We start from the raw sequence: 19,391 nt of genomic DNA, 5'->3' as shown, positions 1-19,391 counted from the left end.
CAGGGGCAGGAATGCCCTCCAACTCGGGGGTTAGGCTACGCACACCGTGCGATACGCCCCGGAGTGAGGACCCAAGCTCAATCAGAAGGAAAAGGGTAGGCGCACGAAGTACTTGGCCGCCTTCAGGGCGTCGTCTATCGCAGTGCGCTCGACTTCGATCGTTGTAAAAACCCCCCTTCTATCCAACACGGAAAGCACCTGACGACAATGCTCCTGGGGAAGCAGAAGTGCATTCGAAACGATGATATCGGCGAGTTCTTTTAAAATTGGCTGCGTTTTTGATATTTTATTGAGCATTAGAGCATGCCCCACACGCGGTTCCGATGTGAGTTGGGGCAGAAGGTGCATCTTGTCAAATGCAACCAGAATTTCCGCGAGCTCCTGGTCACCGCAAAAACACAGCCGACTCGCCAATGCATCGATCACCATACGTCGATTCACATCGTCAACATTGACGTCGCTCACATATCTGAGCATCAGCTCATGATTCGGCGCCCGTATAGTTGATTCATGAATGCCTAACGCCTCGACCAGCTGTTTCAGCATTTGGCACGACCTTAAAGTCTTTCTATCCCGCCAAGCATTTGAATCATTCAGTTGTTCAAAAGCCGCTCGCGCTCGACCAATCTTGGCGATGTACATTTCGTCCGGCATCCGCATGACCTGACTGGAAAATCCAATGTAATCTTTAGAGTAGATGGTCGGACGAAATCCAGCATCACAAGCGCCTGATCAATTTTGTTGGTGCCCGACACCAAATATCAGAGCGACAGCCCCTCCTGGTCATTCAACGATTGTTGAACCATTTTCATGACCCGGGCCTCCCTCTCTTCCAAGATCCACTTCCTATCGCTCGGTGGCGCCCAATCCGCTTGGCTAGACCGGATGCGGTCCTCTTCTGTAGTTGTTGGAAGAAGGCTTACGCTTTGCGAAGCTGTGTGGCAAGCGCCAAATAGATGTCGGGAGCAAAAGAATCTAGTAACAGATTTTCTTGATCTGCAGTCAATGTCTGCCCCAAGCAATAATCAGAAAAACACTTCGATACCAGAACATCCTTGGACGATTGAGGGACAGACAAGCCTTCCACGAAAACACGCTCTGGGCGAATTTGCAACAAATCATCAAGGATTTTCTGTTGCGCATCCACAATGGCAAGCTTCATTTCAATGGCATCTTCGCCCAGTGAACTCTTGTGAATCTGCCCGAATAATAAAATTGTTCCGTGAGTCTCAGCTCCGAGCAACTGCAAATCAAAACCGTAATGCTGCGCCAGCTGCGTCGTTGTTGGAGGTGCTTTCGACGTTGTGCCACTGGCATTTTGAAAATCGAAGATTCTGCAAAATTGCTTTTGGACTACTTCCTTGAGAAAATATCACGATTGACCTTTCGATGGAGCAATTGGTACCACCTGCGGAACGGATGCGTGCTTTCAGTTCCCGGCAGGACCATCGAGGAATCGTTCGATTGCGATCTCCGTCCGCATCTCCGTCGCGGCGAGTTGCCGATCAGTGCCTGCGGCAATTTCCTCTCGAATCTGCCCCTAGCCGCTAGTGCGCAGATGTTGTCTCGCGCGGCCGAGATGAACTTGCGACGATCGGGCCCCAGGCGCGCCCACTGATCGGCTTGGGGATGATCCGGCGTCTTGTCCGAGCCTCTGTCCCCCAACTTCTGGAGCTGCGTCAGGGTCTTGAAAGCGAAGCGGTTGAATTTTTGCTCGAGCTCGTCCAGTCCGCGCCATCTTGGTCCGCCTCGCGCAATGCGTACCCCATCTTGTGCGCGTCTCAGCAGTTGCTGGTTCCCGTTGACCCGCGGCGACGCTACGCTATCCGCCCGAGTCTGGCGCGTGACTCTCGGCTCTTTACATAGTTCGCTCACGACCGTTTCCTTTTGACCCATGGCCGCCATTTGCAATGGGTCAATTTCGCCGGCCTCATCTTGTACTAAGCGCACACACTAGTACAGTAATGTGTCGCCTGGAAATGGGAAAGCAGGCTTCAGCTCCTTTAGCCCGCCAGCGTCAGCTGACCACAAGACTGACCGACTTGCCAATGGCGGCAGAGCAGGCCCACCAGTGTGTCGAAGGTAAATTTCCGAATAATGCCTTGCGGAGGGTTAAGCTGTGTGCTGGGCCGGACGGCTCAGATCCGCGAGGACAGTTTGGTAGAGTTCGTTCGCAAGCGCCGCATAGCTGCGTAGTTGTTCGGCCACTTCAGCTTCACGCAGTGGTTTGCTCCCATTATCGAGCCGCGCGCGAAAAACGAGATGACGGCTTTGTCGCTCTATGCCGATGACCTCGCCCAAGCCAGAGTCCAGCTCAAGATTGAGCGCGAGCATCTCTTCAGCCAGCTGCGGCGCTGCTGCACAAGAATCGATGGAGCCAAGGTCGGCGTAGCAAAAAATTCCATCTCGATCCCAATCCTCAGCATGGAAAAGTCCTACCTTTACTCCGTCCAGGTGCACACCGTCGTCATCGAATAATGCATCTGGCCGATCCAGTTGAAGTATCCTCGCGGTGCTGCGGCATAGCTCGCGGAATTGATCAGGCGACAATTTGTATACCTCCAGGATCGAACTTCTATCATACAGCGGCAACTTACCTGTCTTCAGCGCCTATCCCAAGCGTCGGTCCGAACTGTGACTTTCGGCGCATTTTTCCAATGCTCCTGTGTGATCTTCAGGGTGAATGGGAACTTGGCGCCACTTGCCGTTACAACCACATCAACATCTCCTTCCTTTGGCATCGGCAATGGAATGTAAAGCGGTTATTCCCGCGACTTTAAAGCCACTCTTGACCCGTTTTTATCATTGGAGAAAGCCATGATCCCATCAGGCCACCCACGATATACGAAAGAAATGACGACCAGTGAGGCAGCAGCCCGCGGTGTTAAAGACGTTGAACAAAATATTGTGCGAGGGTTCAAGAATCTCCGTGGCTGCTTGATCAATCAGATGTTCAACCCCGATCATCCAGTGCAGTGGATCAATAGCCGTCATCAAGAGCGTAGACTGGCGCGAACTGCAGCAGGATTCGGGGCGACTTATAGGCTAGAGCTTGCCAGGCGAGTTCATGAAAATGCTTTTATAGAACTTACGCAAGCCGATCCAGCCAGCTTACAAAAAGACGAATACAGAGGAACAGAAAATGAAACCTCGAATGAAGTAACGTCTTTTGAGGCTGGCGAAGCAAACCATGTTCTTGAGGTAGGCGAAAAAAAGCTGCACATTATGAATGCAACCCTGGCTAAAGATGAAAACGGGTATCCAGCTTTGAAACTCGATCGTGCACTTGATTCCTTACGCGAGAAGGGGCTGAAGCCAACGTTATTGCTTATTGATGAAGTCGGCGAGGATCGAAACGACTTCGATGAGCAGATCACAAAAAATCAATTGTCGCTGATCGATAAGGTCAAGGAATTGGGTGGGCAAGTCCTAATTTGCACAAGACCAGCCCAGCCAGATCTGAAGCCAGAGCTGAAAAGGGCAGTTGGCAGTGTTCCGCACACTTATTATTCGATAAGTCCACTCAACAAACTAGAAGATCCTGAGCTTCGTGAACAAGTACGTGCTGCTGATTTTGTAATCGTTGCAGGTTTCGATACCAATGAGTGCGTGCGCAATACCGTCGGGGTTCAGGAAGATTTTGATGAATACCAAAAAGATATGACACCTGGCCTTGTTCAGGCTGGAATTCCCGTGCTTTTCTCAGACGATTGTGCAAGAGGGATTGGATCGAACAAATGGGAAGGATCGAGATTCGAAGATGCGCTCTTTTTCTGGGGGAAGGAAAACAGTTCATACAGGCTCGCCGATCAGGCCGTTCGAGAATATCGAGCCGAATCAGGGCATAAATTCGGCGAATTAAAAACGGAGGACGCCTCGGATATTCTAAACAATCTTCAATCTGCCATTTCTGGGGTCAGCGACTTATCGACTGATCAAATCAAAGATTGGATACGGTATTACAAAATTTCGCCAGACGACCCACTTCTCGACCGCATAACCAGGCCAGGTGATAAAAAGTAGGGTTACTCACAATTCGTACTGAAAGAGGTCATTCATTTTTGCGAAAGACGAGAAGCATTCTGGCAGGCGACGCGAGGTTGAATTGCAGGCCGTTCTGGCGAGCATCGACCGCAATAGCAAGTCAACCTGGTGTCAGCGGGAAAATTTCCGCCAAAGGCTTCGCCGATCTCGATGCGGCCAGGCGACTCCATCATCAAGATGCATTCGGCCACCAACGACATTCAGTCGATGGCTGCTCGAACGAGCGACAACTACCTTGACGCGCCGGGACGGAGCGAGACAGGGTCCGCAGACGCTAGAACCCCAAGCTCGCCAACAGGTCATCCACCTGCGACTGATCCGTCACCGCATCGGGGTTGTCGGCCTTGATCTGCGGCCCATTCATCAAGCCGTTGGCCTGAACCACGGCGAGCTCCGGCCGCTTTTCCATCGGCGAGTTGTCGATCAGCACCTGCAGCAGCTGCGTCTCGACCTCGTTGACCACTTCCATCATCTTCTTGATGACCTGGCCCGTCAGGTCCTGGAAGTCCTGCGCCATCATGATCTCCATCAACTGCGAGTTGATGGCGCTGGCGCGCTCCGGCACCTGCTGCAGGTAGCCGCGCGTGTCCATTACCAGCCCGCGGGCCTGGTCCAGCTCGATCGGGTTGGCGAACCACTGGTCCCACCGCCCGCTCAGGTCCTTCGCGCCGTTCGATAGCGCCTCCTGCATCGGCTGCGCCACGTCGATGGCGTTGAGCGCACGATGCGCCGCCCGCTCCGTCATGGCGGCCACGTAGTTGAGGCGGTCCCGCGCGTCGGGAATGGCCTGCGCTGCGCGCTCGACCTGCTTGTCCAGGCCCAGCTCGCGCATGCCCTCGCGCAGCTGGCGCGTCAGGTGGCCGATGCGGCCCAGCAGTTCGTCATGCGTGTTGCCTTGTGTGTTGGAGCTCATGTCAGGCGGCCTCTTTTTGCAGCTTCTCGAAGATCTTGTTGAGCTTTTCCTCGAGCGTCGCCGCGGTGAAGGGCTTGACCACATAGCCGTTGGCGCCAGCCTGCGCCGCGGCGATGATGTTCTCCTTCTTGGCCTCTGCCGTGACCATCAGCACCGGCAGCTTGGCCAGCTCCGGGTCGGCGCGGATGGCCTTCAGCATGGTCAGGCCGTCCATGTTGGGCATGTTCCAGTCCGACACCACGAAGCCGAAGTCGCCTCCGCGCAGCTTCTCGATGCCGGCGGCACCGTCCTCGGCCTCGTCGACGTTGAGGAAGTCGAGTTCCTTCAACAGGTTGCGCACGATGCGGCGCATGGTCGGGAAGTCATCCACGACCAGGATTTTGATGCTCTTATCGATCACGATTTCTCCAGCTTCAATGGTTCAGATACAAGCCGGCGTCACACGCGGTTGGTGCGTTCGCCGAAGGTGCGCAGGTGCGCGAGCACGCGGCGGGTTATCTCGTTCAGGGGCGACACCTCGTCCACGGCACCGAGCAGCACGGCCTCGCGCGGCATGCCGTAGACGACGCAGCTCGCCTCGTCCTGCGACAGGGTGTGGGCGCCCGCCTGTCGCATGCGCAGCAGGCCCTCGGCGCCGTCACGGCCCATGCCGGTGAGGATCATCCCGATCGCGTTCTTGCCCGCATGCCGGGCCGCCGAGTCGAAGAGCACATCGATCGAGGGCCGATGGCGGTTCACCGGCGGCTCCTGGTTGAGCTGGGCCACGTAGTTGGCGCCGCTGCGGCCCAGCGCGAGGTGCCAGCCGCCGGGTGCGATGTAGGCGTAGCCCGGCAGCACGCGCTCGCCTTGCTCGGCCTCCTTCACATGGATGCGGCACAGCCCGTCGAGGCGCTGCGCGAACGAGCGGGTGAAGCCGGGCGGCATGTGCTGCGCGATCAGCACCGCCGGCGCGTCGGGCGGCAGCGGTTGCAGCACCTCGCGGATGGCCTCGGTGCCGCCGGTGGAGGCGCCGATGATGATCAGCTTCTCGGTCGACAGCAGCGGACTGCGCAGCAGCGGCTCCTGGGCGCTCCCGGCGGCCGGCAGCGCCGCCGCCGGGCGGCTCGGCAGCAGCCGCGCCTGGGCGGCGGCCCGGATCTTGCCGGCGATGTGCTCGGTGTACTGGATCAGCCCGTCGCGCACGCCCAGCCGCGGCTTGGTGACGAAGTCGATTGCACCGAGCTCCAGCGCACGCAAGGCGATCTCGGAGCCGCGCTCGGTCAGCGATGACACCATCACCACCGGCATCGGCCGCAGGCGCATCAGCTTCTCGAGGAACTCGAGTCCGTCCATGCGCGGCATCTCGACGTCCAGCGTCAGCACATCCGGGTTGGTCTGCTTGATGAGGTCGCGCGCCACCAGCGGGTCGGCGGCGGTGCCGACCACCGTCATGTCGCTCTGGCTGTTGATGAGCTCGGTCATCACGCTGCGGATCAGCGCCGAATCGTCCACGCACAGCACCTTGATCTTCTTCACGAGAGGCAACTCCCCTTGCTCTTGTTGGCGGCCGCGAGCTTGCGCAGCAGCTCGCCCTCTTCGCGCTGCACGGACTGCACGTCGACCTGTGCGCGCAGTTTTCGCACCACGGCCTTGCCGCTGTGCGGCAGCAGGCACACGCGGCGCGCGTGCGGGCCGCGCAGGTCCTGGGCGGCGACGGTGATGCGCTCCGTCTCCAGATAGCGCAGCACGAAGTCGGCGTTGCGGTCGCCGATGTTCAGCGTGGTCATGTTGGCGAGCACCGCGGCGCCGCCGAAGACCTTGGCCTGCAGGCGATCGCGCCGTGCGCCGGCACGCAGCAGCTCGCGGATCAGCACGTCCATCGCGTAGGCGCCGTAGCGCATCGACTCGGCCTGGCCCCGGGTGCCGGGCTCGCCGTCCTCCGGCAGCATGAAGTGATTCATGCCGGCGACGCCGGCGTCGCGGTCGACCAGGCAGGCCGCCACGCAGGAGCCCAGCACGGTGGTCATCACTGTGTCGGCGGCGGTGACGTAGTACTCCGAGGGCAGCAGCTTGACCGCCATGCGGTCGAAGTCGCGGTCGAAGTAGTGGTGGCTGGCGACGGAGCCTGGGGCTGCGGCGGTCATGTGGAAGCCTCTTGTCTTGGTCTCTGGCCCTTCGGGGGAGAGTTGGGGTGGAGGCACCGGGCTGTCGATTCGTACGTTGCTGGTGTGTTGAGGCAGGAGCCGGGGCGTCGTCCCGGCAGCCGAGTCACTTTCTTTTGTCTCGCCAAAAGAAAGTAACCAAAGAAAAGGCGACCCCACTGGCCGCGACCCCTTCGCTTCGCTACGGGGCAACCTGCGGTGCTCGCTTTTCGCGGGGTCCGCGCAAACTCGCTTCGCTCAAACACGCGCGGCCCTTTATCCGCGAAAAGCTGCGCTCCTCGGCGCGGCCAGAGGGGACTTGGAGTCCAACGCGCCGTGGCGCGTCCTTGTGTGGTGTGCAGGTTGACGTGAGCTCTGGGTCCTTGCTCACGCTGACTCTCGCGCACATGCACATGCACATGCACATGCACATGCACATGCACATGTTCGTACCTGTTCGCATGCCCCTGTTCGAGGCTTCGCGCAGCGAAGCCGTTGGTGGCCGAGCGAAGCGATGGCCCGTCCCATATCCCCTCTGCGCGTGCCGAGGAGCGCAGCTTCAGGCGGATTAAGGGCCGCGCGTGTTTGAGCGAAGCGAGTTTGCGCGGACCCCGCCTGAAGCGAGCACCGCAGGTTGCCCGTAGCGAAGCGGAGGGACACGCGCAGTGGGGTCGCCTTTCTTTGGTTACTTTCTTTGGCGAGACAAAGAAAGTAACTCGCCCGCCGGGGCGAATTCCCGGCTCCGCACTCACACCAACTGCAACGTCCAAACCAGACCACCGAGCGCCCTCACCCCAACCCTCTCCCCAAAACGGGCGAGGGAGCAAGAGGGCAGCACCCTTGCGCAGCTGTGAAGCGCTCATGGCCTCGCCTTCCGATTCACTTCGTAGACCGTCTGCCCGATCGCCTTGAACCCCGGACTCACCAGCGACGCATTCTCCGAGTGCCCGGCAAACAGCAGCGCCCCCGGCTTCAGCAGCGGCTCGAAGCGATCAAGGATGCGCTTCTGCGTCGGCTTGTCGAAATAGATCATCACGTTGCGGCAGAAGATCGCGTCTACCGGCTCCTTCACCGGCCACACCGGGTCCAGCAGGTTGAGGCGCTCGAACCGGACCATCGCCGCGAGCTCGGGCCGCACCCGCACCTTGCCCGCGTTGGCGCCGGTGCCCTTGCTGAAGAAGCGCCGCAGCCGCTCGGCCGGCAGGCTCTTGACCTGCTCCAGCGTGAAGACGCCTGCCGAGGCCTTGGCCAGCACGGCAGTGTCGATGTCGGTGGCGATCACGCGGGCCGTGCCGGCGCGTTCGCCCAAGGCCTCGACCAGCGTGATGGCGATCGAATACGGCTCCTCGCCGGTGGAGGCAGCGGCGCACCAGACGGTGACAGGCTGCTTGCTGCGCCTCGCATGCTCCGCCAGCACCGGGAAATGGTGCGCCTCGCGGAAGAAGGAGGTCAGATTGGTGGTCAGCGAATTGATGAAGGCCTGCCACTCCTCGCCGTCATGGCTGGACTCCAGCATCTCGAGGTAGCGCGAGAACTCGGGCAGCCGCAGTTCGCGCAGCCGGCGCGACAGCCGGCTGTAGACCATCTGGCGCTTCTGCTCGCCCAGCGCAATGCCCGCGCGGCGATGGATCAGCGTGCGGACCTTCGCGAAATCGTGGTCTGTGAAGAGGAATTCGGAGTTCACGAGCGACGCCGGGGATGGGCTTTCAATGTACATAGCGCATGTCTTTTTCAATGTGGCGATCAAGCGCCCAAAAGCCCTGCATCTCGCCGCGCTCAGGGTGCCTCGGCGGGGCCGAGGTCCTGGGCCCAGGCCAGTGCCGACAGGTGCGCGGCGTTGACCTGGTCGGCGCTCATGAAGAGCGCCTCGGCCAGGCTCGCGGCGCGCGTGCCGTCTTCCTCGCAGCTCTCGGCCAGCGCCAGGAGCGGCCCATAGGCACCCTCGCGCGTGAGGATCGCCTGTTGGACCGCCTCGCTGAGCTGGACCTTGCCGAGCACTTCCCGCATGGGGACGCCGAGCAGCCGGTCGATGAGCGAGAACATGCCGACCACGAACAGGTTGTCGGCATCCGAGGCCGGCAGCATGCCCTTGCCCATCAGCTCGACGAAGCGGCCGCGCAGGACGGCCTTCTTCATCAAGAATGGCGGGCTGGCCTTGGCATTGCTCATGGCCAGCAGCACCGAGAGCCAGCGGAACAGCGGTGCATAGCCGAGCATGGTCACGGCATGGCGCAGCGAATGGATCTCGACGCCGGCGCCAATGGCCGGCGAGTTGATGTAGCGCAGCAGCCGGTAGGTCAACGCGGCGTCACGCTTGAGCACGGCCTCGATCTCGCGCACGTCCTGGTTGCGCTGGATCATCTGCATCAGCTGCACGATCAGCATCGACTCCGGCTGCATGGTGCCTTCGCTGGGCGCGTCGTGCTCTCCGGGACCGAGGTGCCGTCCCTCGACGAACACCTCCAGCCGCTGAGCGGCGGCGGCACTGAAGTCGCTCCATTCGTCCATGCGCGTGACGATCAGCTGCAGCGGCGGCCAGCCCGGCCGGGCCTCGCCGCGCAGGCGCTCCACCAGCGCGCGGTCGCCCGCACCCACGTCGAAGTGGGTCACGAGTCCGCACAGCTCCTCTTCCTGCGGCAGCGCGTCGGCGCCGCAGAGCATGAAGCTGAAGCCCTGCTCGCGCAGGAACAGCACGATGGGACGCAGCTCCTCGTTCACGAGCAGCTCGGACCCGACGCACAGCACGACGTTCTCGGGCGGCAGCAGCTGCAGCTCGCCGGCCACGATCGACTCGGCGGAGACGTCGATGAACAGGAGGGTGCGTCCGAGGGCCCATCCGGTCTTGGGGCTGTTGAGATGCCTGCCGGCGCAGCTCATGAGCGCCTTGAACTGCGAGAGGGCATCCACCGAGCTGGCCGGCGAGGCCGCGCGCCAAGCCAGCCTGTAGCCCATGACGCGCTTGCCCGCGTCGAGCAGCTGGGCGTAGGTCACGTAGCCGCTGGCGTCGCGTTCGCCGGTAGCGGCTGCCTGCCCGGACGCGGGGGCGTCGCTGGATTCGTGACGCCGGAAGAAGTCGAAGCGCATGGCGTGGTTCCGGTGCTCTCAGGCCGCGATGGCATCCATCCTCGAGGCGCCCGCCAATGCGGCGGCACTGGCCGCCTGGGCCCGCTGGATTCGCGGCATGGCGCCGACGTCGATGATGAAGGCCACGCTGCCATCGCCCAGGATGGTCGCGGCCGAGATGCCGGGCACCTTGCGGTAGTTGGTTTCGAGGTTCTTGACCACCACCTGGTGCTGGCCGAGCAGCTCGTCGACCAGCAGCGCGAAGCGCGTGTCGTCGGCCTGCACGATCACCAGGATGCCCTGCGTCGGATGGGTCTGCGCGCCGGCCACGTCGAACACGCGGTGCAGCTCGATGAGCGGCAGGTATTCGCCGCGCACCTTGATCACGTGGCCGTCGGCGGTGATCGAATGCAGGTGCTCCGCCAGCGGCTGCAGCGACTCGATGACGTAGCTCAGCGGCAGGATGTAGGCCTCTTCGCCGACCTTGACCGACATGCCGTTGAGGATGGCGAGCGTCAGCGGCAGCACGATGCGGGTGGTGGTGCCGCGGCCTTCGCGAGAGCTGATCTCCACGTGACCGCCCATCTCCTGGATGTTGCGCTTGACCACGTCCATGCCGACGCCGCGGCCCGAGATGTCGGTGACCTGCTCGGCAGTGGAGAAGCCGGGCGCGAAGATCAGCTGCCACACCTCGTCGTCGGGCATGCCGTCGCTGACCGCGATGCCCTGCTGCTGCGCCTTGGCCAGGATCTTGCCGCGGTTGAGGCCGGCGCCGTCGTCGCTGACCTCGATCACGATGTTGCCGCCGTGGTGCTGGGCCGACAGCAGCAGCTGGCCGGTGGCGTCCTTGCCCTTGGCCAGGCGCTGCTCCGGCGTCTCGATGCCGTGGTCCAGGCTGTTGCGCACCAGGTGCGTGAGCGGGTCGACGATGCGTTCGATCAGGCCCTTGTCGAGCTCGGTTTCCTTGCCGTAGGTGTCGAGCCGGACCTGCTTGCCCAGCTTGGCGCTGACGTCGCGGATCACGCGCGGGAAACGGCTGAAGACGTAGTCCATCGGCATCATGCGGATGGACATCACCGACTCCTGCAGATCGCGCGCATTGCGCTCCAGGTGGCCGAGGCCGCTGAGGAAGCGCTCGTAGGCCACGGGGTCGAGCATGGTCGCGGCCTGGGTCAGCATCGATTGGGTGATCACCAGCTCGCCCACCAGGTTGATGAGCTGGTCGACCTTCTCCACGTCGACGCGGATCGAGCTGGACTCCTTGGCATTTGCCATTGCAGCGGCCGGCGCAGCCGGCGCGCCGGCAACCGGCGCTGCCTTCGGCGCGGCGGCCGGGGCCTCTGAGACGGCGGCCACGGCCGCTTCGGGCGCCGCCGCCTCGCGCGTGATGTCGATCTGCGATTCGTCGATGACGAAGCAGCACACGGCGATGATGTCATCGGGGCTGCAGGTGGTCTCGAGCAGCGCCGTCAATTGGCCGCCGCTGCGCGTGCGCGACAGCACCTTGCCCAGGTTGCCGAGCTCGTCCGCGAGCAGGTCGCATTCGCTGTCGGACAGCCGCGAGAAGCGGATGCGCAGCGCGCCTTGCGGCACGGGTTCGGCGGGCGCGGCGGCCACCGGGGCCGGGGCGGGCGCCGCCATGAGCGGAGGCTCGGCGGCGCCGTTCTCCAGCGCCAGTTGTTGCAGCACGGCACAGATCTGCGCCACCCTCTCAGGCTCCGGTTCTTTGCCCGCCTGGTAGGCCGTCAGTTGTTCTTGCAAGGCGTCCTTCGTTTCCAAAAAGGCATCGATCATCGGAGCGCTCAGGCTCAATTGGCCATGGCGCGCCCGGTCCAGGAGTGTTTCCAGCAGGTGCGTGGTGTCGGTCAGGGCGGTGAAGCCGAAGGTGGCCGCGCCGCCCTTGATCGAGTGCGCGGCGCGGAAGATGGCGTTCAGCTGCTCGGCATCGGGCGCCGCGACGTCGAGTTCGAGCAGCAGCTGTTCCATCTCCGCCAGCAGCTCGACCGCCTCGACGAAGAATGCTTGTGTGAATTGACTGAGGTCCATTGGGTGCTCCTTGATCCGGCTTCTGCGGGCCGGGTTAGTTCTGCTGCGGCGGCGGCTTGTACGCCGTCACCTTGACGTTGTCGACGGGCAAGGGCGCAGGCCGTTGCAGGCGCCCGGCACGCGTGGCGCCGCCGGCGCCGTCGCCGCCGTTCTCGCGCTCGATCTGCTGCTGCGTGCGGTGGTTGAGCACGATGATGCTGATGCGGCGGTTGATCGGGTTGCGCGGCTCGGCCTTGTCCAGGTGCATGCTGTCGGCCAGGCCGACCACGCGCATCACCTTGTCCTCGGCCATGCCGCCCATCACCAGCTCGCGGCGCGAGGCGTTGGCGCGGTCGGCCGACAGTTCCCAGTTGCCATAGGAGCGGTCGCCGTTGGTGTAGACGATGGCGTCGGTGTGACCCGACAGCGTGATCTTGTTGGGGAGCTCCATCAACACCGGTCCGATCTCCCGCAGGATGCCGCGCACGTGCGGCAGCAGCCGGGCGCTGGCCAGGTCGAACATCGGGCGGTTCTCGTTGTCCACGATTTGCAGCCGCAAGCCCTCGGTCGTGATGTCGATCAGGATCTGCGAGCGGAACTGCTTGAAGATCGGGCTGTTCTCGATCAGGTCGTCCAGCCGCTTTTTCATGCTGGCAAGGCGGTCCGCGTCGGCCGTGTCTTCCATGTCGGCCTGGGCCAGGCGGACCTCGCCGTCGACGTGGGTGGTCGGATCCATGCCGCCACCGGGAATGACGCTGCTGCTGGTGCCGCTCTTCTCGCCGCCGTTGATCGCCACCTTCAGCGGCATGCGGAAATGCTCGGCGATGCCCTCGCGCTGGTTGGGACTCGCATTGGACAGCAGCCACATCACGAGGAAGAAGGCCATCATCGCCGTCATGAAGTCGGCATAGGCGATCTTCCAGCCGCCGCCATGGTGCCCGCCGCCGCCCTCAGCCGCGACGCGCTTGACGACGATGCGGCCCTTGTCTGCGCTCATGCCGACTCCCCTGCGCGCTCAGCGGGCTTTGACTTCGCGCACATGGCTGTCGAGCTCGGTAAAGGTCGGCCGCTCGGTCGAGAACAGCACCTTGCGGCCGAACTCCACCGCCAGCTGCGGCGCGTAGCCATTGAGGCTGGCCAGCAGCGTGACCTTGGCGCACTGGTACATCTTCATGCCCTCGGCCACCTTCTGCTCGATCAGCGAGGCCAGCGGCGACACGAAGCCGTACGCCAGCAGCACGCCGAGGAAGGTGCCGACCATGGCGTGGGCGATCAGCGCACCCATTTCCGAAGGCGGCAGGTCGGCCGAGCCCAGCGCATGGACCACGCCCATCACCGCGGCCACGATGCCCAGCGCGGGCAACGCGTCGGCGATGCGCGAAAGGCTGTGGCTGGGCACCTCGGCCTCGTGCTTGATGGTCTCGATCTCGTGGTCCATCAGCGCCTCGATCTCGAAGGCGTCGGTGTTGCCGCTGATCACCAGGCGCAGGTAGTCGCAGAGGAACTCCATCATGTTGGAGTCGCCCAGGATGTCGGGGTAGCGTCCGAAGATCTCGCTCGAGGCGGGCGCCTCGACATCGGCCTCGAGCTTCATCATCCCTTCCTTGCGCGCCTTGGCCAGCAGCTCGTAGAGCAACGCCAGCAGGTCCATGTACAGCTGCCGGTTGTGCTTGGAGGAACGCAGGAGCAGCGGCAGCTCCTTGATGGTGGCCTTGATGGTCTTGCCGTTGTTGCCCGCGATGAAGGCGCCCAGGGCGGCACCGCCGATCATCAGAAGCTCCACCGGCTGGAACAGGACGCCGAAGTGGCCGCCCATCAAGGCATAGCCGCCGAACACGGCCCCCACCACTACCAGATACCCGACCAGAACCAGCACGCGCTTCCCCTTTGCCCGTCAAGGCTTCGAATCCAGTGCCTGCCGTCAGGGCAGGGCCGCCTGCAGTGCCCTCCCCGCAGGCGCTGCTTCCGGTCTATCGGCAGGGGAAGCCGGTTTCTGAAGTCCCGATCGGCTTGAAATGTCCGCCTCCGCACGCTTGGCGCCCCGCGCCTTGCCCGCGCGGGAGGGCGGGCGGCACAGCACGCACACGTAGCCGTTCTTGCTGTCGTGGGCGTGCGCCACGAACTTGCCGCCGCACCGGCAGCAGGCGCTCAGTTGCAGCATGTCGCTGTCGAAAAAGCGCACCATGGTGTAGGCGCGCGTGAAATCCAGCACGATTTCGCCGCCTTGCAATTCAATCTGCTCCACATAAAGCCGATAACTCTTGATGAGCGCTTGCAGACCGCTCTCATCGGCATGTGTCAACATGAATTGATACATGTTGTAAAACATCGACGAATGGATATTGGCCAGCCATGTCATGTACCAATCCGTCGAAAAAGGCAGCAATCCCTTGGGCGGCGAGACGCCCTTGAGTTCCTTGTAGAGGCGGATCAGGCGTTCCCGGCTCAGATCGACTTCGGCCTCCAGGAATTGCAGGCGGGCGCCGAGCTCGATCAGCTCGATCGCGAGTTGCACCTCGCGCACCTCGCGCAGCACGCTTTTCCGGGTCATCTGCCCGCCAGCCGCGCTCACGCCGCAACGCCGACGTCGCGCACCTGCAGGCGCCGCGCCGCCATCAGGATCGACATGTGTGCCTGTTGCAGCGTCGTGTCCTTCTCGTCGCCGACGACGGCCGACATCGACGGATGGTCGTCGATGCGGAAGCTGCACAGCAGAAAGTTGGAGGCGGCCAGCTTGAGGATCTGCGCCAGCGACATGCCGGCCAGCATGTCGGCGAGTTCGCGGCTCACGCCGAGCTTGAACATCGCGGCTGCACGGTCCTGTTTCACGAGTTTTTGGGCCAGGAGCATGTAGGCGAGATTGATGTCCCCAATTTCTTTCGAAATGTCTCCGCCTGCCCCGTTCATCACCTTGTCCGTTTCCACTTTGCACTCCGTTCAATCAAGCCTCAAGTGTATGCAGGACACTTAAGATTTGTAACGTTTGTAGCGTTTGGCCCAGGGAAGTGAGGAATAAATTACAGACTTTGTGCGAAGAGTCCTACAGGGCGCCACGAGGGTGGAACAGCCTTAAGAAGAACTCATGCATTTTCATAAGTACCCTATCGTCCAATTAGATTAGAAAAAAGTAGTAACAGTCCGGCCGTGGTTTAAATGAACAAAAGCTGAACGTCAATTGCGCCCCCAAAAGTATTACTTGGCGCACTGCAACTCAGCGCGATGCGGTGTGCACCTCGGCCTGCTCCAGGCCATGGATCCAGGCCATGACTTCGGCCACGGCGACATAGAGCTCCGGGGGAATCTGCCGGTCCAGGTCGACCTGCATCAGCAGGCGGATCAGTTCGGGCGAGGCGTGGACATAAAGCCCGTTCTCGCGGGCCTCGCGCATGATCGATTCGGCCACCACCCCGTAACCCTTGGCGACCACGATCGGCGCCCGGTTCTTGTCCAGGTAGGACAGGGCTACAGCGCTCGGACGCTCGTCTTCGGCATTCGTCATTGGAGCGCCCGCGCGTTGGATTCGTACCTTGCGCTTTGGTTGACTCCCAAAGGGAGAGGCACCAAAGCCCAACCAAGGGAATAGCTCATCACCCCTCCCTTTCGCTGACGCGCAGGCCGTCGAGCCGCAAGCCAGCGGACTCGAACCGCTGCTCGAGTGCCGCGCCGTGCGCCCGCAGCCGTTCCGCGGTGGCAGCATGGCCCGTCACGAACTGCGCCTGCACCGCGCCGCCGGCCAGTGTCAGGCGCAGTTCCACCGGCCCGAGCCGCGGAAGCTCCAGCGCAACCGTCGTGCTCCAGCGCCGCGCCTCGTCCTGCTGCGCGGCCTCGTCGCGCGGCCGTCCCTCCTCCTGCTGGATCGACCAGTCCATCGGAACCTCCGGCCAGGCCTGGCCGCTCCAGCGGAACACGGCGGTGGCCAGCAGGTCGAGCTGCTGGTGCACCACGGTGGCAGCCTGCGGATGGATCAGCTCGGCGGCCTGGGGCAGCGCACTCGGGACGGCTGGCGCCGCGCCATGTCGCACGGTCGCCGCCGCTTCCGCGCGCTGCGTCGCGGCATCGGCCTCGAACGTTGCGGCGGAAGCGCCCTCGCCTGCGCGGTACGCCGCGCGCACGCGCCGAGCATCGGCCAGCGGGACCGCATCGGTGGAGACAGCATTGGCACGCGGGGCCGGCGCAGGTGGCACGGGCGCATCCGGCTCGCCCTGCGCAGGTGTCGACTCAGTGGGCAGCGCAGCGCCCGGCGCGGATGCCGGCGCCGCATCGGCCGCCTGCGCCGCAAGTGGCAGCGCAGGAGCGACGGGCATCGGCACGACGGGTACGGCGGATGCGGCGGGCAAACCGTCCCGCATCGCATCGGACGGCACATGCGCCGCCCCGGCAGCAGCCTGTGCCGCCTGGTCGCCACGCTGCAGTTGAACAGCCGGCGAAACCGGCGCGGCCCAGCGCGCCTGCGGTTCCTGCGCCAACTGCGCCAGCGTGCGCGTGCCCGCGACGAACTCGCGCAGATGCGATTCGTAGAACAGCCCGCTGCGGCCCACCGCCTGCGCGAGCGCCGCGGCAACCGTGGCGGCATTCGCCGGCTGGCGCGCCGAGGGCCACAGCGGCGCGGTTGCTCGCAACGGTCCCGCGTCCGGCCACTGCGCCAGCAAGGCGCCGATCAGGCGGGCCGCCGGGGACAGGCGCGCGGCCGGGGGCGCCGGCGTGTCCGGCGCAGCCGGCGCAGCGGGCAGGCCGGCCGGGAGCTGGCGCTCCAGCGCGATATGGGAGGGCAGGCGCACATCGTTCGCGACCTTCTGGACCTGGACCACCGGACCGGGCTCGGCATCGCTCGCCACCTGGCCCTGCTGCAGCGCGACCAGTTCCAGCCGCGGCGCGAGCTTCGCGGCCAACAGTGCGTGGTCGGTGGGTGCGCCGAGCCTGCTCATCCGGGTGGGCGTGCCTCGGCGCTCAGCGCGACAAGCCGTAGGCGCGGTCGAGCTCGCTGCGCTTCTGCATGTCGGCCAGGGTGGCGACCAGATGCGCCAGCTGCGGCTTGACCAGCTCGCACACCGCCTGCTGGTCGGCGCGGATGCGCTGCAGCAGGCGCCGTGCCTCCGCGACCTGCGCGGGGCCCAGCGTCTCCTGTGCCGAGACGGCACTCAGCCGCTTTAGCACCGATGCGCACTGCGCCTCGAGCTCCGGCAAGCGGTCCCATTCCTTCACGCGCGCCAGCGTCGCCATCAACGACAGGGTCGAGGCGAGCTGGGCATAGCAATGGACAACCTCGCTCGTCGCGGTCATGTCCGTCTCCCTTTCCTTCATCTTGGGTTAGCGCTCGGCGGCGCCGATCTCGCGCCATGCGGACGCCACGCTTTCGAGCAGCGACCGGGCCTCGTCGAGCGCGCTGAGGTCGTCGCGCAGGTTGGCCTGCAGCAGGCGCCGGATCACGTAGTCGTACAGCGCCGACAGGTTCGCAACCAGTTCGGCACCGGCAGCGCCGGCGGCCTTCGCGTCCAAGCTGGCCTTCAGGCCATTGGCGACGATGCCGACGGCCTTCGAGATCGCACGTCCCTTGGCCGCGACGTCGCCCTCCGCGATGTGGTGCCGCGCCATCCCGATGGCCGTGATGGCGCCGTCGAACAGCATGCAGATGAGCTGGTGCGGCGATGCGCTCATCGCCTGCGTTTCGACGCCCAGGCGCGCATAGGCGCCGGCGCCGGTCCTGAGGTTGTGGGGTGTGTACATCGACGGCTTTCGTTGGGCTGATTACTTCTTGCTCACGGCGTTCATCGCATCGAACTGCTGCGTGAGATAGGTCATGGTGTTGTTGAGGCTGTTGATCAGCACGTCGAGCTGCGTGAACTGGGCGCGGTAGCGCTCCACCGTGGACTCGACGCGCGCCTGCACCGCGTTGTACTGGTCGCTCAGGTCCTCGAGCGTGGCGTTCACGCCGTTGGTGGCGATGGTCAGCGCACCGTCGCTGGAGGTCACTTCCGTCACGAGCGCGCTCACCTGCTTGCCGTAGCCGCCGGTACTGCCGGTGGCGCTGGAGAACAGTCCGGCAACGCCCTCCAGGTTCTTGCTCAGCGCGCCGGCCAGCTTGGTCGAGTCGATCGCGAGCGTGCCGTCCTTCTGAAAGCTCACCCCGATCTCCGACAGCACCTTCATGTCGTTGGGCCCGCCCTCCTGCGCGCCCGTGAGGGTCTGGCGGACCCGCGTCAGCACGTTGCGCAGCGTCTGGTCGCCCATCAGGGCAGCGCCGGTCTTGGTGTCGGCGTTGTAGGCCGTGAGCTTGGATGCGGTGCTCTGCAGGCTGTTGTAGGCGTTGACGAAGGCGGTGATGGCCGCCGAGACCGCGGAGGTGTCGCTCGTCAGCTTGAGGCTGCTCGTGCCGATCTTCGCAAGCGTCAGCGTGGTGCCCTGGATGCCTTCCTGCACGGTGTTGCTGGCGCTGACGATGTCGATGCCGTTCACGTTGAGCCTGGCGTCCTGGCCGACCGTGGTCTGCTTCATCGTCTGCGTGCCGGCCGGGTCGTACGCCAGCAGGTTCTGCAGCGCGGCATCGCCGGCCACCGAGATCTGCATGGTCGAGGCCTCGCCCGACTGGGCCGACACCAGCACCAGGCGGTAGGGCGTGCCGCTGCCGTCGTTCACCACGCTGGCGGTGACGCCGGCGTTCGCCTTGTTGATCGCATCGCGGATCCCTTCGAGCGTGTTGGTGCTGTCGCCGATGGTGATCTGCGCCGGCTCGCGCTCGGCATCGGCATCGAAGCTCGCGCCGGTGTACTGCCCGGTGGCGGGGTTCAGCGTGCCGCCGTCGATGGTGCCGAAGTTGATCGTGATGGTGCCCTTGCCGATCGCCGTCTTCGCGCTCGCCTGCCCGGTCGACACCAGCGACTGCGATTGCGCCAGCTGCGTGACATCGATGGCGTAGCTGCCGGACACCGAGGTGCCGCTGGTCGTCGCGCTCAGCACGTCGGCATCGCCGACCGAGGCCTTCACCGTCTTGAAGAACGCCGGATCGGCGAGCTTGTCGCCGGCGGTCTTCAGCGTGTTGAGCGCGCTCTGCACCTGCGAGTAGGCCGACAGCTTCGTGGTGTAGCTGGTCGCCCGGCTCTGGATCGCGACCAGGGGCTGGCTCTCGGCGGTCTCGAGCTGCTTGAGCAAGGTACCCAGGTCGAGCCCGGAGCCGACGCCGATGCTGCTGACTGCCATGGTTGTTGTTCCTCTTCAGTTGCCAGTTCTAT

At 63.5% G+C, this 19,391-nt stretch carries 20 protein-coding genes; 1 reads left to right on the top strand and 19 read right to left on the bottom strand.

The window, feature by feature from the left end:
- Positions 1–81 precede the first annotated feature (81 nt).
- The 3 genes from E5P3_RS10775 to E5P3_RS10765 all read right to left on the bottom strand — a co-directional run bounded on the left by E5P3_RS10775 (position 82) and on the right by E5P3_RS10765 (position 2,550).
- Positions 82–546, bottom strand: coding sequence for a hypothetical protein (locus E5P3_RS10775; protein WP_232073078.1), 465 nt, complete (start codon positions 544–546; stop codon positions 82–84).
- Positions 547–919: 373 nt separating this feature from the next.
- Positions 920–1,249, bottom strand: a complete 330-nt coding sequence (locus E5P3_RS10770; protein WP_162585967.1) for a hypothetical protein — start codon at positions 1,247–1,249, stop codon at positions 920–922.
- 863 nt (positions 1,250–2,112) lie between these two features.
- Positions 2,113–2,550, bottom strand: a complete 438-nt coding sequence (locus tag E5P3_RS10765; protein ID WP_162585966.1) for a CesT family type III secretion system chaperone — start codon at positions 2,548–2,550, stop codon at positions 2,113–2,115.
- A 267-nt stretch (positions 2,551–2,817) separates the two neighbouring features.
- Between E5P3_RS10765 and E5P3_RS10760 the strand changes: the two genes are divergently transcribed.
- The gene (locus E5P3_RS10760; RefSeq protein ID WP_162585965.1) at positions 2,818–4,023 is read left to right on the top strand and encodes a cysteine hydrolase; all 1,206 of its coding nucleotides are present in this window, start codon (positions 2,818–2,820) and stop codon (positions 4,021–4,023) included.
- Between the two features lie 295 nt (positions 4,024–4,318).
- On the opposite strand, the gene cheZ is transcribed toward E5P3_RS10760, so the two are convergent.
- The 16 genes from cheZ to fliD all read right to left on the bottom strand — a co-directional run bounded on the left by cheZ (position 4,319) and on the right by fliD (position 19,359).
- Positions 4,319–4,957, bottom strand: coding sequence for a protein phosphatase CheZ (cheZ, locus tag E5P3_RS10755; protein ID WP_162585964.1), 639 nt, complete (start codon positions 4,955–4,957; stop codon positions 4,319–4,321).
- Position 4,958: 1 nt separating this feature from the next.
- On the bottom strand, positions 4,959–5,357 hold the full coding sequence (cheY, locus tag E5P3_RS10750) for a chemotaxis response regulator CheY (RefSeq protein WP_162585963.1): 399 nt from the start codon (positions 5,355–5,357) through the stop codon (positions 4,959–4,961).
- A 38-nt stretch (positions 5,358–5,395) separates the two neighbouring features.
- Positions 5,396–6,472 carry a protein-glutamate methylesterase/protein-glutamine glutaminase gene (locus E5P3_RS10745; protein WP_162585962.1) on the bottom strand — a complete coding sequence of 359 codons (1,077 nt, stop codon included), beginning with the start codon at positions 6,470–6,472 and terminating at the stop codon, positions 5,396–5,398.
- A complete protein-coding gene (gene cheD, locus E5P3_RS10740) occupies positions 6,469–7,080 on the bottom strand; it encodes a chemoreceptor glutamine deamidase CheD (RefSeq protein ID WP_162585961.1) in 612 nt (203 codons plus the stop codon). Before cheD ends, E5P3_RS10745 begins: the two co-directional genes overlap by 4 nt.
- An 856-nt stretch (positions 7,081–7,936) precedes the next feature.
- Positions 7,937–8,794 carry a CheR family methyltransferase gene (locus tag E5P3_RS10735; RefSeq protein ID WP_162585960.1) on the bottom strand — a complete coding sequence of 286 codons (858 nt, stop codon included), beginning with the start codon at positions 8,792–8,794 and terminating at the stop codon, positions 7,937–7,939.
- A gap of 59 nt (positions 8,795–8,853) precedes the next feature.
- Positions 8,854–10,161 carry an EAL and HDOD domain-containing protein gene (locus E5P3_RS10730; RefSeq protein ID WP_162585959.1) on the bottom strand — a complete coding sequence of 436 codons (1,308 nt, stop codon included), beginning with the start codon at positions 10,159–10,161 and terminating at the stop codon, positions 8,854–8,856.
- An 18-nt stretch (positions 10,162–10,179) separates the two neighbouring features.
- A complete protein-coding gene (cheA, locus tag E5P3_RS10725) occupies positions 10,180–12,186 on the bottom strand; it encodes a chemotaxis protein CheA (RefSeq protein ID WP_162585958.1) in 2,007 nt (668 codons plus the stop codon).
- Between the two features lie 34 nt (positions 12,187–12,220).
- Positions 12,221–13,162: a flagellar motor protein MotB gene (gene motB, locus E5P3_RS10720; RefSeq protein WP_162585957.1), complete on the bottom strand. Its 942-nt coding sequence runs from the start codon at positions 13,160–13,162 to the stop codon at positions 12,221–12,223.
- A gap of 18 nt (positions 13,163–13,180) precedes the next feature.
- A complete protein-coding gene (gene motA / locus E5P3_RS10715) occupies positions 13,181–14,041 on the bottom strand; it encodes a flagellar motor stator protein MotA (RefSeq protein ID WP_162585956.1) in 861 nt (286 codons plus the stop codon).
- Positions 14,042–14,086: 45 nt separating this feature from the next.
- Positions 14,087–14,716 carry a flagellar transcriptional regulator FlhC gene (gene flhC / locus E5P3_RS10710; RefSeq protein WP_162585955.1) on the bottom strand — a complete coding sequence of 210 codons (630 nt, stop codon included), beginning with the start codon at positions 14,714–14,716 and terminating at the stop codon, positions 14,087–14,089.
- A 17-nt stretch (positions 14,717–14,733) separates the two neighbouring features.
- A complete protein-coding gene (gene flhD / locus E5P3_RS10705; RefSeq protein WP_162585954.1) occupies positions 14,734–15,090 on the bottom strand; it encodes a flagellar transcriptional regulator FlhD in 357 nt (118 codons plus the stop codon).
- A 286-nt stretch (positions 15,091–15,376) separates the two neighbouring features.
- Positions 15,377–15,664, bottom strand: coding sequence for an EscU/YscU/HrcU family type III secretion system export apparatus switch protein (locus E5P3_RS10700; protein ID WP_162585953.1), 288 nt, complete (start codon positions 15,662–15,664; stop codon positions 15,377–15,379).
- 88 nt (positions 15,665–15,752) lie between these two features.
- A complete protein-coding gene (gene fliK / locus E5P3_RS10695; protein WP_162585952.1) occupies positions 15,753–17,090 on the bottom strand; it encodes a flagellar hook-length control protein FliK in 1,338 nt (445 codons plus the stop codon).
- Between the two features lie 22 nt (positions 17,091–17,112).
- Complete coding sequence (locus E5P3_RS10690) at positions 17,113–17,445, bottom strand: flagellar protein FliT (RefSeq protein ID WP_232073076.1); 333 nt, start codon at positions 17,443–17,445, stop codon at positions 17,113–17,115.
- A gap of 27 nt (positions 17,446–17,472) precedes the next feature.
- On the bottom strand, positions 17,473–17,889 hold the full coding sequence (fliS, locus tag E5P3_RS10685; RefSeq protein WP_162585951.1) for a flagellar export chaperone FliS: 417 nt from the start codon (positions 17,887–17,889) through the stop codon (positions 17,473–17,475).
- A 21-nt stretch (positions 17,890–17,910) separates the two neighbouring features.
- The gene (gene fliD / locus E5P3_RS10680; protein ID WP_162585950.1) at positions 17,911–19,359 is read right to left on the bottom strand and encodes a flagellar filament capping protein FliD; all 1,449 of its coding nucleotides are present in this window, start codon (positions 19,357–19,359) and stop codon (positions 17,911–17,913) included.
- Positions 19,360–19,391 lie beyond the last annotated feature (32 nt).

Source organism: Variovorax sp. RA8, from assembly GCF_901827175.1.
GTDB lineage: Bacteria > Pseudomonadota > Gammaproteobacteria > Burkholderiales > Burkholderiaceae_C > Variovorax.
The sequence above is the reverse complement of the archived record's forward strand: the minus strand, read 5'-3'. Positions and strand labels throughout refer to the sequence as shown.

Coding starts and splice junctions, on each gene's coding strand:
- E5P3_RS10775 (WP_232073078.1), bottom strand. CDS start 546: ATGCTGAAACAGCTGGTCGAGGCGTTAGGCATTCATGAATCAACTATA.
- E5P3_RS10760 (WP_162585965.1), top strand. CDS start 2,818: ATGATCCCATCAGGCCACCCACGATATACGAAAGAAATGACGACCAGT.
- cheZ (WP_162585964.1), bottom strand. CDS start 4,957: ATGAGCTCCAACACACAAGGCAACACGCATGACGAACTGCTGGGCCGC.
- cheD (WP_162585961.1), bottom strand. CDS start 7,080: ATGACCGCCGCAGCCCCAGGCTCCGTCGCCAGCCACCACTACTTCGAC.
- E5P3_RS10735 (WP_162585960.1), bottom strand. CDS start 8,794: ATGTACATTGAAAGCCCATCCCCGGCGTCGCTCGTGAACTCCGAATTC.
- E5P3_RS10730 (WP_162585959.1), bottom strand. CDS start 10,161: ATGCGCTTCGACTTCTTCCGGCGTCACGAATCCAGCGACGCCCCCGCG.
- cheA (WP_162585958.1), bottom strand. CDS start 12,186: ATGGACCTCAGTCAATTCACACAAGCATTCTTCGTCGAGGCGGTCGAG.
- motB (WP_162585957.1), bottom strand. CDS start 13,162: ATGAGCGCAGACAAGGGCCGCATCGTCGTCAAGCGCGTCGCGGCTGAG.
- flhC (WP_162585955.1), bottom strand. CDS start 14,716: ATGACCCGGAAAAGCGTGCTGCGCGAGGTGCGCGAGGTGCAACTCGCG.
- E5P3_RS10700 (WP_162585953.1), bottom strand. CDS start 15,664: ATGACGAATGCCGAAGACGAGCGTCCGAGCGCTGTAGCCCTGTCCTAC.
- fliK (WP_162585952.1), bottom strand. CDS start 17,090: ATGAGCAGGCTCGGCGCACCCACCGACCACGCACTGTTGGCCGCGAAG.
- E5P3_RS10690 (WP_232073076.1), bottom strand. CDS start 17,445: ATGACCGCGACGAGCGAGGTTGTCCATTGCTATGCCCAGCTCGCCTCG.
- fliS (WP_162585951.1), bottom strand. CDS start 17,889: ATGTACACACCCCACAACCTCAGGACCGGCGCCGGCGCCTATGCGCGC.
- fliD (WP_162585950.1), bottom strand. CDS start 19,359: ATGGCAGTCAGCAGCATCGGCGTCGGCTCCGGGCTCGACCTGGGTACC.